General features: G+C 67.3%; 15 protein-coding genes and 2 tRNA genes. 8 read left to right on the top strand and 9 right to left on the bottom strand.

Annotated features, from left to right (window positions below; all coding sequences use genetic code 11):
* The first annotated feature begins 86 nt into the window (after positions 1–86).
* Positions 87–163: transfer RNA gene (locus tag AB1I47_RS14070), tRNA-Arg, on the top strand.
* Between the two features lie 80 nt (positions 164–243).
* Here the strand turns inward: AB1I47_RS14070 and AB1I47_RS14065 are convergent.
* From AB1I47_RS14065 to AB1I47_RS14030, 8 genes are all read right to left on the bottom strand, one after another.
* On the bottom strand, positions 244–1,131 hold the full coding sequence (locus AB1I47_RS14065) for a hydrolase (protein WP_354684358.1): 888 nt from the start codon (positions 1,129–1,131) through the stop codon (positions 244–246).
* A 372-nt stretch (positions 1,132–1,503) separates the two neighbouring features.
* Positions 1,504–1,590, bottom strand: a tRNA-Leu gene (locus tag AB1I47_RS14060).
* A 97-nt stretch (positions 1,591–1,687) separates the two neighbouring features.
* A complete protein-coding gene (locus AB1I47_RS14055; RefSeq protein ID WP_354684357.1) occupies positions 1,688–2,968 on the bottom strand; it encodes an amidohydrolase family protein in 1,281 nt (426 codons plus the stop codon).
* Between the two features lie 81 nt (positions 2,969–3,049).
* Positions 3,050–3,772, bottom strand: a complete 723-nt coding sequence (locus AB1I47_RS14050) for a TetR/AcrR family transcriptional regulator (protein WP_354684356.1) — start codon at positions 3,770–3,772, stop codon at positions 3,050–3,052.
* On the bottom strand, positions 3,772–4,506 hold the full coding sequence (upp, locus tag AB1I47_RS14045) for a uracil phosphoribosyltransferase (protein WP_407935837.1): 735 nt from the start codon (positions 4,504–4,506) through the stop codon (positions 3,772–3,774). Before upp ends, AB1I47_RS14050 begins: the two co-directional genes overlap by 1 nt.
* A 114-nt stretch (positions 4,507–4,620) precedes the next feature.
* Complete coding sequence (locus AB1I47_RS14040; RefSeq protein WP_407935836.1) at positions 4,621–5,943, bottom strand: URC4/urg3 family protein; 1,323 nt, start codon at positions 5,941–5,943, stop codon at positions 4,621–4,623.
* Positions 5,940–7,178 carry a GTP cyclohydrolase II gene (locus AB1I47_RS14035; RefSeq protein WP_354684354.1) on the bottom strand — a complete coding sequence of 413 codons (1,239 nt, stop codon included), beginning with the start codon at positions 7,176–7,178 and terminating at the stop codon, positions 5,940–5,942. The genes AB1I47_RS14040 and AB1I47_RS14035 overlap by 4 nt, the downstream gene beginning before the upstream one ends.
* A 292-nt stretch (positions 7,179–7,470) precedes the next feature.
* Positions 7,471–8,580, bottom strand: coding sequence for an acyltransferase family protein (locus tag AB1I47_RS14030; protein ID WP_354684353.1), 1,110 nt, complete (start codon positions 8,578–8,580; stop codon positions 7,471–7,473).
* Positions 8,581–8,791: 211 nt separating this feature from the next.
* Here AB1I47_RS14030 and AB1I47_RS14025 point away from each other — a divergent pair, with 211 nt between their 5' ends.
* On the top strand, positions 8,792–9,103 hold the full coding sequence (locus AB1I47_RS14025; RefSeq protein ID WP_354684352.1) for an amino acid ABC transporter permease: 312 nt from the start codon (positions 8,792–8,794) through the stop codon (positions 9,101–9,103).
* Between the two features lie 62 nt (positions 9,104–9,165).
* Here AB1I47_RS14025 and AB1I47_RS14020 read toward each other — a convergent pair whose 3' ends face one another.
* Positions 9,166–10,065 (bottom strand): hypothetical protein, encoded by a 900-nt coding sequence (locus tag AB1I47_RS14020; RefSeq protein ID WP_407935835.1) that lies wholly within the window; start codon positions 10,063–10,065, stop codon positions 9,166–9,168.
* A gap of 350 nt (positions 10,066–10,415) precedes the next feature.
* Between AB1I47_RS14020 and AB1I47_RS14015 the strand changes: the two genes are divergently transcribed.
* From AB1I47_RS14015 to AB1I47_RS13990, 6 genes are all read left to right on the top strand, one after another.
* Positions 10,416–12,152 (top strand): glycosyltransferase family 39 protein, encoded by a 1,737-nt coding sequence (locus tag AB1I47_RS14015; RefSeq protein WP_354684350.1) that lies wholly within the window; start codon positions 10,416–10,418, stop codon positions 12,150–12,152.
* A 43-nt stretch (positions 12,153–12,195) separates the two neighbouring features.
* Positions 12,196–12,567 (top strand): EamA family transporter, encoded by a 372-nt coding sequence (locus AB1I47_RS14010; RefSeq protein WP_354684349.1) that lies wholly within the window; start codon positions 12,196–12,198, stop codon positions 12,565–12,567.
* Positions 12,568–12,621: 54 nt separating this feature from the next.
* Positions 12,622–13,791, top strand: coding sequence for a DegT/DnrJ/EryC1/StrS family aminotransferase (locus tag AB1I47_RS14005; protein WP_354684348.1), 1,170 nt, complete (start codon positions 12,622–12,624; stop codon positions 13,789–13,791).
* Positions 13,770–14,768 carry a glycosyltransferase gene (locus AB1I47_RS14000; RefSeq protein ID WP_354684347.1) on the top strand — a complete coding sequence of 333 codons (999 nt, stop codon included), beginning with the start codon at positions 13,770–13,772 and terminating at the stop codon, positions 14,766–14,768. The genes AB1I47_RS14005 and AB1I47_RS14000 overlap by 22 nt, the downstream gene beginning before the upstream one ends.
* A complete protein-coding gene (locus AB1I47_RS13995) occupies positions 14,768–15,706 on the top strand; it encodes a formyltransferase (RefSeq protein ID WP_354684346.1) in 939 nt (312 codons plus the stop codon). The genes AB1I47_RS14000 and AB1I47_RS13995 overlap by 1 nt, the downstream gene beginning before the upstream one ends.
* On the top strand, positions 15,703–15,931 hold a 229-nt coding region (locus AB1I47_RS13990), incomplete at its 3' end, for an NAD-dependent epimerase/dehydratase family protein (protein WP_354684345.1). The genes AB1I47_RS13995 and AB1I47_RS13990, both read left to right, overlap by 4 nt.

The raw sequence follows: 15,931 nt of genomic DNA, 5'->3' as shown, positions 1-15,931 counted from the left end.
CAACGATGCAACGTTGATCCTCGGAAGATTTTTTCGCGGACCACTTGCGCAAATCGAAAATTCCGATACAATGGCGCCTCTCGTGTGCGGCTGTAGCTCAGTTGGATAGAGTACTTGGCTACGAACCAAGGGGTCGTGGGTTCGAATCCTGCCAGCCGCGCCACCTATGCAGAAAGAGAAAGGGCTTCCGGAAACGGAAGCCCTTTTTCGTTGGCGCTGATTTTTTGATAGCGCCCTGCCTCGCTACCAGCGATACCGCGCCCCGATGGTCCCGCTCGGATTGCGCCCCGCCCTCACCTTGAACCACAACTTCACGCCGGTCGCCGTATTGCCGTGCGCGCCGATGTTGAACGAGAACAGTCCGCGCAGCAGATCGGTATCGATCTTGGTGCCATTGATGTTGATGGTCTGCTTGCGGCTGTCCTGCCACCAGTCCGCTTCCACGAACGGATAGATGCCGGCCAGCCGTGTTGGCTGCGCGCCGTAAAGACGCACGCCGACGCCGGTGGCACTGGAATCGCCGGGCATGGCCTGCGGCATGCCGCTGACGGGAGACATGCCGGGCTGGTAGGCCAGCTGCAGCCGCGGCTGGATGGTCAGCCCGCCCGCGCGCGGCACCACCGCATCGACGGCCAGCGCCATGGTGCGCACGCGGTTATCGGCAAACCCGCCCGCGGTGGTCACATCGTCCAGGTGCAAGGACAGGCGGCGCGGCCGATCAGGCATGGCGGCCGTCTCGCGATCCACGGCCGCAAGGCCGGGGGCATCGTCATCCGGCCCGGGTCCAAGCGGCAATGCTGAAGACGGGGATGGCGGCGATGGTGCCGCATACTCGACGGTGACGGATTCGGCCGGCTTGGGCGACCTGTCCATGCCGGCGAGCAGCAGGTCAGGCACGTCGGCCGCCGGTTGCGCGGGCGGGGGAAGATCCCAACCCCAGCCTGACGCCGGGGCCGCCTGCCCCTGACTATCGGGCACCACGTCATCCGCATGGGCCAGCGCACACAACAGCATGGCAAGGATGCCGCAGTATTGAAGATGATGCAGGCCGTGTCCCGGGCGAGCGGCACATGAATGCCAACCAGGGCAAGTCCCTGCCTCCCTCTCTCTCGATGATGACAAGCGCATCATGGCTACCACCTTCGGACGTTATAGGTACCTGCCCGATGAGCTTGAGGATAGGACAAATGCCCTGCCAGCGTTAGCGTCGAATGTTCGCCCGCGCGCTTCGCAAAGGCAGGCGAATTCCCGCGCGCCGCGGGCGTTTGCGCGGCGCTGGCAGAGATATTCCGGGGGCGGCTTATCCGAAAATCACGCCTTTTCGTCAAGGCCGCAATGGCGTCCGTGAGGGGCAGCGGGAGGAGGGAAAACGGTGCGCAAGGGATAACGCTGAAACCCTGCGCTGTGGCCTCGCAAAACACGGACGAAAAAAAACCGCATCGCTGCGGTTTCTTCCTGACTGAAAACGAAGAAAGGCTCGCTTGCGCGAGCCTTTCCAAAATTTGGTGCCCAGAAGAGGACTCGAACCTCCACAGTGTTGCCACCGCTAGGACCTGAACCTAGTGCGTCTACCAATTCCGCCATCTGGGCTTCGTTTCGCTGCATTGCTGCTGCGATGCGAAGAACGACATTATGCTGAGTGCGGCAGGTACTGTCAACACCCTCCCGCAAAAAAACTTTGCAGTTTCTAGGCGCCGCCGCGCCGGAAATCGACTTGCGCCGGCCGCCCCGGCAGCGCCAGTGACGCCGTCGCCGCCGGCGTGCGTGCGATGGCCTTGCCGCCACGCAGCACCAGCAGCCGCGTCGCGCGCAGCCGGATCGCCTCGACCGGGTCGCGCGCCTGCAGCAGCACCAGGTCGGCGCGGTTGCCCGGTGCAATGCCGTAGCCGTCCAGCCCGAGGATCTGCGCCGGCGTGGTGGTCACCGCGGCGAAGCAGGCGCGCATCGCCTCCTGGCCCGTCATCTGCGCGACGTGCAGCCCCATGTGTGCCACTTCCAGCATGTCGCCCGAGCCCAGCCCGTACCAGGGGTCCATCACGCAATCGTGGCCGAAGGCCACCGGCACGCCGGCCGCCAGCAGCTCCGGCACGCGGGTCATGCCGCGGCGCCTGGGGTAGCTGTCGTGCCGGCCCTGCAGCGTGATATTGATCAGCGGATTGGCGATCGCGGCGACACCGGCCTCGCGCATCAGCGGAATCAGCTTGGACACGTAGTAGTTGTCCATCGAATGCATCGAAGTCAGGTGCGAGCCGGCGACGCGCCCTTGCAGGCCGAGCCGCACGGTTTCGCTGGCCAGCGTCTCGATATGGCGCGACAGCGGATCGTCGCTCTCGTCGCAATGCATGTCGACGCGCAAGCCGCGCCCGGCAGCAAGCTCGCACAGCAGCCGCACCGACTCCGCGCCCTGCGCCATGGTGCGCTCGAAGTGCGGGATGCCGCCGACCACGTCGACGCCCATATCGAGCGCGCGCTTCAGGTTGTCCAGCGCACCGGGCGCGCGCAGCACGCCGTCCTGCGGGAATGCCACCAGTTGCAGGTCGAGGTACGGGCGCACGCGTTCGCGCACGTGCAGCAGCGCCTCCACTGCCAGCAGCCTGGGATCGCATACGTCGACGTGCGAACGGATCGCCAGCAGCCCGCGCGCCACCGCCCAGTCGCAGTAGGCCAGCGCGCGTTCGACGATGGCCTCCTGCGTCAGCATCGGCTTCAGTTCGCCCCACAGCGCAATGCCTTCGAGCAGCGTGCCCGACTGGTTCACGCGCGGCAGTCCATACGACAGCGCCGAATCCATATGGAAGTGCGCGTCGACGAAGGGCGGCGTCAGCAGTTGGCCGGCGGCATCGATCTCCTCGCCCGCACGCGCGGCCAGCGCTGGCTCCACCGCGGTAATGCGTCCCTCGGCAATGCCGATATCGATGTCGGTGCGCCCGTCGGGCAGATTGCAGTGCCGCAGGATCAGGTCGAGCATGGGGTGTCTTCTCTCAGGCGGAATACAGCGTGCATCGTCTCACGGCGATGCATCGCACGCCAACTGCCACCGGTCCAGGCCTTACGCCTGCCCGTCCGCGATCGCGGCAACGGCGCGCGGCTCGGGCGCCAGCCCGCAGCCGCGCAGCAGCAGCGCCACCAGGTGCTCGGTGGCCTGCGCATAGTCCTGCGTGCGCAGCCGGCTCACGCCGAGCACCGCGCACACCTGGGCCTCGAAATCCGCATAGGTCTGCGTGGCCGCCCAGATGGTGAAGAACAGGTGCTGCGGGTCGACCGGCGCCATCTGGCCGTTGTCGATCCAGTGCCGCACCACCGCGGCCTTGCGCGACACCAGTTCGCGCAGCGCATTGCGCAGGATCTCGCCGATCTCCGGCGCGCCGTGCAGCAGCTCGTTGGCGAACACGCGCGACGCATCGGGATGGCTGGCGGACAACCGCATCTTGGCGCGGATGTACTGCTCCAGCGCGACCTGCGGCGGCAGTTCGGCGCGGATGATATCGGTCTCGGACAGCCACAGCTGCAGCGTGTGCGCCAGCACCGCGCGGTACAGCGCCTGCTTGGTGCGGAAGTAGTAATGCAGGTTGGATTTCGGCACGCCCGCGCGCAGCGCGATCTCTGCCATGGTGGCGCCGGCAAATCCCGCGCGCGCGAACACATGCTCGGCCGCGCGCAGGATCATGGCCTGGTTCTCCTGCCGGATGCGGCCGCCCGAGGTGTCCCGCCCCTGCCGTACCTCCCGCAGGGGCAGCCCTCGCCGTGGCGCGGCGCTGGCGCGCGCATCCATCAGCGTGTGCCGTACAGGCGGTCGCCGGCATCGCCCAGGCCGGGCACGATATAGCCGTGCTCGTTGAGCGTGTCGTCGATGGCGGCGGTGACGATGCCCACCTCGGGATGCGCGGCGCGCAGCGCGCGCAATCCCGGTCGCGAGGCGATCAGGCACACGTACTTCATCGTGGTGACGCCGGCCTCCTTCAGCCGGTTCAGGGCCGCGATGGCCGAATTGCCGGTGGCGAGCATCGGGTCCACCACGATCACCATCCGTTCCTGGATGTCCTCGGGCATCTTGAAGTAGTACTCGATCGGCTCCAGCGTCTCGGGATCGCGGTACAGGCCGATATGGCCGACGCGCGCCGCCGGCAGCAGATCCAGCATGCCGTCGATAAAGCCGTTGCCGGCGCGCAGGATCGACACCAGGCACAGTTTCTTGCCCGACAGCACCCGCGACTGCGTCGGCGCGATCGGCGTGCGGATGGAGATGGTCTCCATCGCCAGGTCGCGCGTGGCTTCGTAGGTCAGTAGCTGCGCGATTTCGCGCACCAGCCGGCGGAAGTTGTCGGTGGTAGTTTCTTCGCTGCGCACCAGCGTGACCTTGTGCTGCACCAGCGGATGGTCGACCACCAGCACCCCGGTCATCACGGCGGCATCGGCCGCGGCCGGGGAACTGACGTCGGGGATCACGTCAGGGATGAGGTCAGGGACGACAACAGCATCGACGGGAACAGCGGAGATGTCGTTCATGGTGATGCACTCCTGTGGCCACGTTTTACACGCAATCCCTTGCCGGCATCGCGCGGTTGCCCGCGCGATGCTGGTGCTGCCGCGGGGCGCCGCGGAGATGGGGCGCCCGCAGGCTCAGAACACCGTGCCGTCGCTGATGATGCTGAACGGCGGCGCGCCGCCCGGACGCCGCTTGGCCGCGATGCGCCGGCCCGCGGCCCAGGTCCCGCCCTCCAGCACGCGCGCCAGCGGAAAGTCCGCTTCCGACAGCCCCAGCGCCTGGCGCACGCCATCGGCCACCAGGTCGAGCCCGCTCACGGTCAGCGCACGCCATTCGACGATCACCGGCTCGTCCACCGCATGGGGGTGGGCGGTGAAGTCGGGGTCGCGCGGCACCATCAGCTCGAAGTCATACAGCAGCCCGCCGTTGCGGTACTCGGGCAGCCCGGTCAGCGCATCCAGCCCCGTTACGGTCAGGCCCGCGTCTTCCAGCGGCTCGAGCAGCGAATATGTCAGCCACTGCGTCAGCTTGTGGAACGGCACCAGCCCGCCCGGCGCGGCCGGATGGCGCCAGCAATCGCCCAGCGACACGCCTTCGATGGTGATGCGCCCCGGCCATACCGGTCCCAGCCCCACCAGCAACGTGCGCAGCAGGAAGCTGGCCTCGAGCCGCTCATTGACCGCGTGCGCCTTCAGGTAGTCGAACAGGTTGCCAAGCCGCGCCGGCCGGCCGAACAGCGCCGGCGTCGCCTCCATCACTTCGCCCAGCCGGCGCAGCAGCCCGGCGCGGCCTTCCAGCCCCACCAGCGGGTTGTGCTGCGCGACCTGGAAAGCGTGCGCGATGCTGTCGGCGTCGATACGCTGCAGCCGCTCGGCATCCGCGCGCAGCGGGTCGCCGGGCGCGGCCGAGAAACCGCCGCGCGCGAACAGCACGAAGCTGGCCACGCCGAGTCCTTCCGAACGGGTCAGCACCAGGTCGCTCGACGGATCCCGGTAGCGCCAGTCGGCACCGGCACCGGCGTCCAGCAGTACGCTCGGGATCACCAGGTCGATGCCGATGCGGGCGCGCTCTTCACGGTGGTCGGGCCCGCTCAGCCCCGCGCGCTCGCACAGCACCTGCCAGCGGTCGGCGCGCTGCTCGATGCCGCCGCTCTCAAAGTGGCGCCAGCGGCTGTGGTACGGCACCTGCAGGTCCGGGTACCGTTGCCGGATGGTGCTGGCGACGTAGTCGGCAATCGCATGCACGCGGTCGGGATGCCACGTGAACAGCTGTGACGCGCCGCTGGCCACGTGCTCCGTGACCGCCGCGCAATGCGTGCGCACCGCCTCGGCGCACAGCAGCGCCGACGCAGGGTGCCCTTCCGGCACCGGGCTCAACCAGCCTGCGCCCGGCCGCATCTCCTCTCCTGCTCCCCGACGGTCCATGCCGTCACGATCCTCTTCGGGATACATGGTCATTCGTTCAACCCCCTGCCCTTTGCCAGGGCCAGTTCATCGGCATCCGGCGGCGTGTAGTGCGTAAAGTAGCCGGCGGCCACCTTGGCGTCGATCTCCACACGCGCGTCGGCGGGAATCAGGGCCTCGGGGATCGCCACCTGCTCGACCACCTCGATGCCCTGCGCCACCAGCGCGCCGTGCTTCATATTGCTCATCGACGCCCAGCGGTCGATGCGGCGGATGCCAAGCCAATGGAACACATCCGGCATCAGTTCCTGGAAACGCATATCCTGCACGCCTGCCACGCATTCGGTGCGGGCGAAGTAAGTCTCGGCACGGTCGCCACCGACTTGCCGCTTGCGCGCGTTGTAGACCAGGAACTTGGTCACTTCGCCCAGCGCGCGGCCCTCCTTGCGGTTGTAGACCACCAGCCCGACACCGCCCTGCTGCGCCATTTCGATGCACACCTCGATGCCATGTGCCAGATACGGCCGGCAGGTACAGATGTCTGACCCGAACACATCGGATCCGTTGCATTCATCGTGCACGCGGCAGGCCACGCGGGTTTCGGGCCTGCCAAGCTGGCTGATGTCGCCGAAGAAGTACAGCGTCATGCCGCCGATGGGCGGCAGGAACACCTTCAGGTCGGGACGGGTCACCAGCTCCGGGAACATGCCGCCGGTCTGCTCGAAGAGACTGCGGCGCAGCATACTTTCCTTGATGCCGAAACGCGCCGCCAGTCCCGGCAGGTACCAGACCGGATCCACTGCCGCCTTGGTCACGCGCACATCGCCGTTGGCGTAGAGGATGCTGCCGTCGGGCGTGAGCCGGCCCGCGGCGATGGCCGAGGTCAGCTCCGGCATATTGATATGCGCGCGGGTGACGGCGATGGTCGGGCGGATATCGACGCCGGCGGCAATGCGGTCGGCGAAGACCGTCGACACCAGGTGGCCCCACGGATCGAGCGAGACGATCTTGTCGGGGTCGCCCCACTGCGGGTGCGGGCCGATGGCCTCGGCCGGCGCGGTATCGGTCAGGTCGGTACGATGGTCGCGCTGCAGTGCCCCCGCGGCCACCGCCAGCGCGCGGTAGATGGCATAGGCGCCGGCATGGGTGCCGATCACGTTGCGCTGCGCGGGGTTGGCCAGGCTGGCGATCACCGGTCCGCGCCCGGCCGCCGTGGGGGCGCCCCAGTGGATCGGTTCGGCCGGCTTGTCGCGGCGCGCGTGCGAAGTGAGGACGATATGGTCAGACATGGCACCCTCGGTTCCCGATGGAATCCTGACCAAATGGTCAGGTTTACGTTTCCATACTAGGCAACCTTCATGCCATCACCCAATGCCCGTTTACGCCAGTTTTGCCGCGTTATGTGTGGCGGCGAACGCAAGCCGCGACGATGCCGTGCACGCGTCGCGTGCCGGCCGCATGACGTTTTCGTGCGCATTGCGGCAAGCATGCACCAAGAAACGGCGCGCATCGGCAGCACGGCAGGGCACGGCGCTGCCGCTGCGCAAGCTGACGCTCGCGCAGCGGCAGCGCTTGCAACCCTTACACGGTGGGAGGAGTGGGAGAACCCCGCTTGTCGCGCTCGTTGCTCAGCATCGCGCGCAGCGCGGCGAGCGGGCTGGCGCTTTCCACATAGCGATAGAACAGCGCGCCGGCCACGTTGCTGAGCATCCACGCGGCCACCATGCCGAGCGCGTTCAGCACCGGCTGCCCCGGTGCCAGGCTCGACACCAGCGCATTGACCAGCAGGCACACCGGGAAGTGGACCAGGAATACCGAATAGGAAATCCGCCCGAAAAAGCCGACCGCACGCGCCTGCGGCCAGCGCTCCATCCAGCCGCCGCGGCGCGAGATCGCCAGCACCAGTGCGGTGGCCAGCGCCACGGCGATGCGCAGCCGGAAATCGACGATCAGCGCCGCCAGCACTACGGCGCCGAGTACCAGCAGCGCCATCGACGAGCGGCCCGGGTGCGACGCCCAGTAGGCGAGCGCCCCCATGCCGTAGGCGCCGAAGAAGTACACCGCCCAGATATCCCATGCGGCATCGCGGTTGAACCAGAACAGCGAGGCCACCGCCAGCACGGCCACGATGCCGATGCTCGCGCCGGCACGCGCCGCCATCTGGCCGCGCGCCAGTGCGCGTGCGCCCCATAGCGCCGCCAGCAGCAGCGCAAACAGCTGCAGGTCGATGGCGACGTACCAGACACCGGCCGACAGCGCGTCCACGTCCAGCACGTTATGCAGCAACGCCACGTGCGCAAGGAACTGCAGCAACTGCGGTGGCGCGGGGATCGATTCGTGCACCATCCATTGCCGCGCCACGGCGGCGCCGGCAATGCTCAGCAGGATCGCCACGGCATAGGGCACCACCAGCTTCTGGTAGCGGCGCCATAGCACTGCCAGCGCAGGCTGGCGGATCTCCAGCCGGCCCTCGGGCGCCAGGCTGCGCGCCGCGAGGAAACCGCTGATCACCAGGAACACCTGCACCGCGATGCGGGCATAGTCATACAGCCAGTCGACCAGCCCGGGCGCCAGCCGATAGGCGGCGTCCGACATCGGGCCATAGAAGGCAAGGTGGTGGAGCACGATCAGCTGCGAGCTGATCGCCTTCAGGGCGTCGATGCACGGCAGGCGCGATGGACGGGGGCTCATGTTTATAGGAAGACTGCAAACAGGCGTAGAGCCGCGATTCTACCCGGCAAGCGGGCCGGGGCCGCAATGCAGGGTTTCCATGAGGTGTTGGCGCCGGGCAAGCCCCAAGTTGACAGCGCGGAGCGATGTTGGCGACACTGGCCCGGGCCGCCTCTGTGTGAGGCAGGCCACATACACGACCGCCCGACGGCGGCATTTCTCAGGAGAAACCATGAACAAGTTCGTCGCGACCGCGATTGCGCTCTGCCTCGGCGCCGCCTCGCTGGCCGTGCAGGCCCAGACCGCCGGCAAGCAAAAGTTCGACCCGTATTCCCAGGGAGCCAAGTCGGGCGAGAAGTTTGACCCGTACAGCCAGGGCGCCAAGGCCGGCGACAAGTTCGACCCGTACTCGCAGGGCGCGAACAAGAGCACCCGCACCGACCTGACCGACCCTGCCGCGCCGGCGGCCGACAAGAAGCCGGCCAAGAAGGCCGCCAAGAAGAAGGCCCTGAAGAAAGCCGCTCCCGCACCCGCCGCAAGCTGAGCGCCCGCCGCGTGCACAGAAAAACCCGCCTCGGCGGGTTTTTCTGTGAACTGGCGACCCGCTCAGGGCGCCTGCGAGTCGCGCTCCAGCGCCGTCACATCCACACGCTGCACCTTGTCGTTCTGCCGCACCTCGGTGCGCAGCACGAAGGCCTCGGCCGGGCAGTACCAGTCGGTGATATGCATCACCGTGGGATCGACCTGCACCACCTCCGCACCCACCATCAGCGGTCCCAGCGAAGTGCGCTTGTCATAGTTGATCGGCAGGCATTCCTTGCGCCCCATGGCGGTATCGATCATCTGCTTGCGCCCGACCTGCCGCGACCCGATATGGATCGATGCGTGCAGCGCGCGCATGGTGCTGACCACTTCGTCCGATGTCAGCGGGTAGATCTTCAGCGAGACGCTCGATTCAAAGGTTTCGCCCTCCAGCGTGCCGCCCTCGCGCAGGTCCAGCCCCGCGTAGTTGAACACGCCCTTGCCGCGGAAGGCGGCCTCGCCGTACATGCGCGCATAGCGGGCACGGGCGTTGATGATGGCGTTCTGGCTTTCGATGCTGGTCTGGTCGGCCGGGCTGCGTTCGATCACCACCTGGTGCACCTGGTCCATGATCACCGGCGGGCCCATCAACGCCGACATCGCTGATTTGGAGTTGATCTGCAGTTGCGCGCGGCAGCCCGAGGCGCTGCGGCTGACGTCGCGCAGCGTCATGCTGATCGACATCGGCATCACGCCGTCGCCTTCCATCTGCACGTGCGCGCCCGACTGGAACCACGGTGCATTGCACAGCACCGCCGCCGCCTTGGCCGAGACCTGGCTCACCGCGGCCTGCGCGGCCGCCATGGCCGCAGCGCTTGCGGCAACACCTCCCGCAGGGGCAGCCCCTTGCTGTGCGCCGGCTCCCGTTGCCAGCGCGATCCCCACCGCCAGGCACGCCAGCTGATATTGCGCCTTGATCCTCACATCCTTCCCTGTCTTAGAATGGTCCCGTCGCCCCCGACATAGCGCCCGGCATATCAAGCGAAGCCCGCTCAGCGGAATTATGGTGTCTTTGGGCCGCCTTGGGTAAATCACCCGTCTCCCGGAAGGAGCCGCATTGCCGCCGTGCTAACATGCCCGCCTCGCGTGCCCGCATGGTGGCTGTGGCGTCCCAGGCGCATGCCAGTCCACCATCGACGGTGCCCATCCGGCAGTTTGCGCCCTGGTGTCTCCCTGATGTCCACCAATGGGCCGCGCAATGCGTTGTGATGGCTTCCCGTCACGGCGCACCCTCGCAAAGGATCATCCATCCGTCGTGCTTTTCCAGGAGTTCTATGCGTAGTTCATTGACCTCGCGGTATGCCGGCCTCTCCGTTGGAGCCACCGCCGGTGCCATCGCCCTGGTCAGCCTGTTCATCCTGCTGGTCTGGTTCGGTACGCTCGACATGCGCCACTTGCTGCGCTCGGACGAGGGCCGCTACGCCGAGATTGCCCGCGAGATGTTCGCCACCGGCGACTGGGTCACGATCCGCTACCACGAACTCAAATACTTCGAGAAACCGCCCTTCCACCTGTGGGTGACCACGGTGGCCTATACGCTGTTCGGCGTCGGCGACTGGCAGGCGCGCCTGTGCGTGGCGCTGTCAGGCATGCTGGGGCTGGCCGTGTCGATGCTGGCCGCGGCGCGCTGGTTCGGCACGCGCGCGGCCATGCTGACCGGGCTGGTGCTGGTATCGGCGCCGATGTGGAATATCGCCGGCCACTTCAATTCGCTCGACATGACGCTGGCCGGGGCCATGGCCTGCGTGCTGGCCTTCATGCTGCTGGCACAGCACCCCGACGCCACGCCGGCGGCGCGCCGCAACTGGATGCTGGCCTGTTGGGCGGCGATGGGCGTGGCGGTGCTGGTCAAGGGCCTGGTGGGGCTGGCGCTGCCGGGCCTGGTGCTGGTGGTCTATACGCTGGTGACGCGCGACCTGGGCCTGTGGCGCCGCCTGCATCTGCTGGCCGGCATTGCCGTCATGCTGCTGGTGACGGTGCCGTGGTTCTGGCTGGTGTCCGAGCGCAACCCGGAATTCCTGCGCTTCTTCTTTATCCACGAGCACTGGCAGCGCTACACCTCCAACGTGCACCAGCGCGACGGCGCAATCTGGTTCTTCGTGCCGCTGCTGCTGATGGGCTTCCTGCCATGGCTGGGCCTGGCGCCGCAGATGTTGCAGGCGGTGCGCGAGCGCGCGGGAGTCGAGCGCGGCACCTCGCCGCGGCCGTTCCAGCCGGCGCTGCTGGCGGCTTTGTGGGCCTCGTCGATTTTTGTCTTCTTCAGCCTGTCAGGCTCCAAGCTGCCGGGCTATATCGTGCCGATCTTCCCCGCGCTGGCGCTGCTCGCCGGCGTGGCGCTGGACACCGTGACGGAACGCGCGTGGCGCTGGCAGGTCAATGCCATGATCGCGCTCGGCGTGGTGGGGCTGCTGGCCTGCCCTTTCGTCGCCATGCTGGACAAGCCCAGCACGCCCAATGCGGTCTATCGCGAATTCACGCTGTGGATGGGCATCGCCTTCGTCGTGATGCTGGCCGGCGCGCTGCTGGCGCGCCGCCTGCTGCGTACCCGCGGCGTGTTTCCCAGCGTGGTCGCCTATGCGCTGGCCATGTTCGTCTGCTGCACGGTGGCGCTGCGCGGCCATGAGGCGATGGGCCGGCCGAGCTCCGGCGCAGACCTGGTGCCAGCGATCAACGCCGTGCTGGCGCCCGACATGCCGCTGTACAGCGTGGGCATGCTGGACCACACGCTGCCGTTCTACCTGCGACGCACCACCATCCTGGTCGCGCATCCGGACGAGCTGGAATTCGGCATCGGCCAGGAGCCGCAGAAGTGGATTCCCACCATGGACGCCTTTATTGCGCGCTGGCAGGACGGGCAGCGCGCGGTGGCGATCATGTTGCCCGACACGTACAAGGCGCTGACAGCGCGCGGCGTGCCGATGCACCGGATCGCGGGCGATCGCCGCCGCGTGGTGGTCGGCAATTTCGCGCTGCCGGGCCAGGGACCGCGGGCGGCATCCCAGGGACAGTAAATCGGCACGACACCACGGCACCACGCCAGCAACACGCGGCTCCATGACGCTTTCGACTTTCGCTTTCATCTTTTCCGGCGTGCTGCTCAATGCGGCCGCCCAACTGCTGCTCAAGGCCGGCGTCAACGCCGTCGGCGCGATCACGCTGGACCGCGGCACGCTGCTGCTGACCGCGCTGCGCGTGCTGACGCAATGGCCGGTGCTGGCCGGGCTGACGCTGTACGTGGTCAGCGTGGGCGTCTGGATCGTGGGGCTGTCGCGCGTGGACGTGTCGATCGCCTACCCGATGCTGTCGCTCGGCTACGTGGTCAACGCGGTGGCCGCCTGGTACCTGTTTGGCGAGATGATCGGCCCCTTGCGCGTGGCCGGCATCCTGCTGATACTGGCTGGCGTCTTCCTGATCGCCCGCTCCTGACGCGGTTTCCCGGCACCCCGACCGCAGCACCGACCGCATCCCATTGCCAATCCCATGACCGCTCCTGCCGAATTCCTGCCTTTCGTCCGGCCCGATATCGACGCCGCCGCCATTGCCGAAGTCACCAAGGTACTGGCCTCGGGCTGGATCACGTCCGGCCCGAAGATGCAGGCGTTCGAAGCCGCGCTGTCGGACCTGTTCGGCGGGCGCCCGGTGCGCACCTTCGCCAACGGCTCGGCGACGATGGAGATTGCGCTGCGCATCGCCGATATCGGCGCCGGCGATGAGGTCATCACCACGCCGATCACCTGGGTTGCCACCGCCAACGTGGTACTGGCGGTCGGCGCGCAGCCGGTGTTCGTCGATATCGACCCGCGCACGCGCAACCTGGACCTCGATGCGGTGGAAGCCGCGATCACGCCGCGCACGCGCGCCATCATGCCGGTCTACCTGTCGGGCCTGCCGGTGGACATGGACCGCCTCTACGCCATCGCCGCGAAGCACAACCTGCGCGTGATCGAGGATGCCGCGCAGGCGATCGACTCGCGCTGGAAAGGCCAGCGCATCGGCAGCTTCGGCGACCTGGTCAGCTTCAGCTTCCAGGCCAACAAGAACATCACCACCATCGAAGGCGGCTGCCTGGTGATGAACACGCAGGAAGAAGCGGTGCGCGCCGAGCGCCTGCGGCTGCAGGGCGTGATCCGCACTGGCATGGACGGCATGGACGTCGAGGAGCCCGGTGGCAAGTTCAACCTGACCGATGTCAACGCCGCGGTGGGCCTGGCGCAGCTCGGCAAGCTCGATGCCATCACCGCGCGCCGCGCGGAACTTGCCGAGGCGTATTTCCGCGGCGCGGCCGACCATGGCCTGGCCGAACTCGGCATCGAACTGCCGCAGCCGCTCGATGCGCAGGCCGCCACCACCAACTGGCATATGTTCCAGGTGGTGCTGCCGACCGAACGCCTGCAAGGCGGTCCGGCGCAGGCACGCCAGAAAGTCATGGAAGCCATGCGCGAGCGCGGCATCGGCACCGGCGTGCACTACCCGCCCATTCATCTTTTCACCTACTACCGCTCGCTCGGCTGGCGCGAAGGCATGCTGCCGCACGCCGAACGCATCGGGCGCGGCATCGTCACGCTGCCGCTGTTCCCCGCGATGCAAGCTGCCGACGTAGAGCGGGTCTGCGCAACCCTCAGCGAAACATGCAAACGTCTTTCCAAATGAGCCCGGTCCAGGTTTCGGTCGTCATTCCGGTCTACAACGAAGAAGACGGGCTGCAAGCCCTGTTCGACCGCCTCTATCCGGCGCTGGATGGCCTCGGCGAGTCGTACGAGATCATCTTCATCAACGATGGCAGCGTCGACCGCTCGGCGGCGCTGCTGGCAGCGCAGTTCCACAAACGCCCGGACGTGACCCGGGTGGTGCTGTTCAACGGCAACTTCGGCCAGCATATGGCGATCCTGGCGGGCTTCGAGCATACCCGCGGCAAGATCGTGATCACGCTCGACGCCGACCTGCAGAACCCGCCTGAAGAAATCCCGCGGCTGGTCGAAGCCATGCGCGCCGGCCACGATTACGTCGGCACCATCCGCCGCCATCGCAACGACACCGCGTTCCGCCGCTATGCCTCGCGCGCGATGAACCGGTTGCGCGAGCGCATCACCAAGATCCGCATGACCGACCAGGGCTGCATGCTGCGCGCCTATGACCGCAATGTGATCGACACCATCAACGCCTGCCGCGAGGTCAACACCTTCATTCCCGCGCTGGCGTACACCTTTGCTTCCAACCCGGTCGAGATCGAGGTCAGCCACGAGCAGCGCCACGCCGGCGAATCCAAATATTCGCTGTACCAGCTCATCCGCCTGAACTTTGACCTGGTGACCGGCTTCTCGATCGTGCCGCTGCAGTGGTTCTCCGCCATCGGCACCATGCTGTCGCTGTTCTCGGGCGTGCTGTTCGTGCTGCTGCTGGTACGGCGCTTTGTGCTCGGCTCGGAAGTGCAGGGTGTGTTCACGCTGTTCGCCATGAACTTCTTCCTGATCGGCATCCTGCTGTTCGGCGTGGGCCTGCTGGGCGAGTACGTCGGCCGCATCTACCAGGAAGTGCGCGACCGGCCGCGCTACCGCATCAAGGCGGTGCTGGAAGCGGATCCGGCGCGCAGCGCCACGGCACCTGCCGCGGCCAGCACGGAGCGATGATGCGCGCCGTCGTCTTTGGCTACCACAATGTCGGCGACCGCTGCCTGCGCGTGCTGCATGCGCGCGGCGTGGAAGTGGCGCTGGTGATCACGCACCGCGACCGGCCCGACGAGAACATCTGGTTCCGGCGCGTGGCCGATACCGCGGCGGAACTGGGCATCCCCTTCCTTTACGGCGAAGACCCCAACGATCCCGCCATCGCGCAGGCCGTGCGCGATGCGCGGCCCGACGTCATCTTCTCGTTCTACTACCGCGCCATGCTGCCGGCGCACGTGCTGGCGCTGGCGCCAGGCGGTGCCTTCAACATGCATGGCTCGCTGCTGCCGAAATACCGGGGCCGCGTGCCGGTGAACTGGGCCGTGCTGCACGGCGAAACCGAGACCGGCGCCACGCTGCACGCGATGGAAGCCAGACCCGACGCCGGCTATATCGTCGAACAGACCGCGGTGCCAATCCTGCCCGACGATACCGCGGCCGAAGTCTTCGCGAAGGTCACCGTCGCCGCCGAACAGACCCTGTGGCGCGCGCTGCCCGCGATGATCGCCGGGCAGACGCCACAGCGGCCGAACCTGCTGGCCGAAGGCAGCTATTTCTCCGGGCGCAGGCCCGAGGATGGGCGCATTGACTGGAGCCAGCCAGCCGCCAACGTCTACAACCTGATTCGCGCGGTCGCGCCACCCTACCCCGGCGCGTTCACCGAGTTGGCCGGCCAGCGCCTGATCGTGGCGCAGGCGCGGCGTCCGCTGCCTGATGCCGCGCTGGCGCTGCCGGCAGGCACCCCGCCCGGCCTGCACCTGCGCGACGGCCGCATCGTCGGCCTGTGCGGCGACGGCGGCCTGGTGCTCGTGACCCAACTGCTGGCGCAGGACGGCTCTGCCGTGTCGCCGGATGCCTGCGCCCAACTTCTTACCGAACAGTCCAACGAGGAAAACCGATGAAAAAGGTCCTGATTCTTGGCGTCAACGGCTTCATCGGCCACCACCTGACGCGCCGCATCCTGGAAACCACGCCGTGGGAAGTCTACGGCATGGACATGTCCACGGACCGTCTGGGCGACCTCGTCGATCACCCGCGCATGCACTTCTTCGAAGGTGACATCACCATCAACAAGGAGTGGATCGAGTACAACATCCGCAAGTGCGACGTGGTGCTGCCGCTGGTGG

The sequence above is a fragment of the Cupriavidus necator genome, from assembly GCF_040578825.1.
GTDB lineage: Bacteria > Pseudomonadota > Gammaproteobacteria > Burkholderiales > Burkholderiaceae > Cupriavidus > Cupriavidus necator_E.
The sequence above is the reverse complement of the archived record's forward strand: the minus strand, read 5'-3'. Positions and strand labels throughout refer to the sequence as shown.

Coding starts and splice junctions, on each gene's coding strand:
- AB1I47_RS14040 (WP_407935836.1), bottom strand. CDS start 5,943: ATGACCATGTATCCCGAAGAGGATCGTGACGGCATGGACCGTCGGGGA.
- AB1I47_RS14035 (WP_354684354.1), bottom strand. CDS start 7,178: ATGTCTGACCATATCGTCCTCACTTCGCACGCGCGCCGCGACAAGCCG.
- AB1I47_RS14015 (WP_354684350.1), top strand. CDS start 10,416: ATGCGTAGTTCATTGACCTCGCGGTATGCCGGCCTCTCCGTTGGAGCC.
- AB1I47_RS14055 (WP_354684357.1), bottom strand. CDS start 2,968: ATGCTCGACCTGATCCTGCGGCACTGCAATCTGCCCGACGGGCGCACC.
- AB1I47_RS14005 (WP_354684348.1), top strand. CDS start 12,622: ATGACCGCTCCTGCCGAATTCCTGCCTTTCGTCCGGCCCGATATCGAC.
- AB1I47_RS14065 (WP_354684358.1), bottom strand. CDS start 1,131: ATGATGCGCTTGTCATCATCGAGAGAGAGGGAGGCAGGGACTTGCCCT.
- AB1I47_RS14010 (WP_354684349.1), top strand. CDS start 12,196: ATGACGCTTTCGACTTTCGCTTTCATCTTTTCCGGCGTGCTGCTCAAT.
- AB1I47_RS14000 (WP_354684347.1), top strand. CDS start 13,770: ATGCAAACGTCTTTCCAAATGAGCCCGGTCCAGGTTTCGGTCGTCATT.
- AB1I47_RS13995 (WP_354684346.1), top strand. CDS start 14,768: ATGCGCGCCGTCGTCTTTGGCTACCACAATGTCGGCGACCGCTGCCTG.
- AB1I47_RS14050 (WP_354684356.1), bottom strand. CDS start 3,772: ATGGATGCGCGCGCCAGCGCCGCGCCACGGCGAGGGCTGCCCCTGCGG.
- AB1I47_RS14030 (WP_354684353.1), bottom strand. CDS start 8,580: ATGAGCCCCCGTCCATCGCGCCTGCCGTGCATCGACGCCCTGAAGGCG.
- upp (WP_407935837.1), bottom strand. CDS start 4,506: ATGAACGACATCTCCGCTGTTCCCGTCGATGCTGTTGTCGTCCCTGAC.
- AB1I47_RS14025 (WP_354684352.1), top strand. CDS start 8,792: ATGAACAAGTTCGTCGCGACCGCGATTGCGCTCTGCCTCGGCGCCGCC.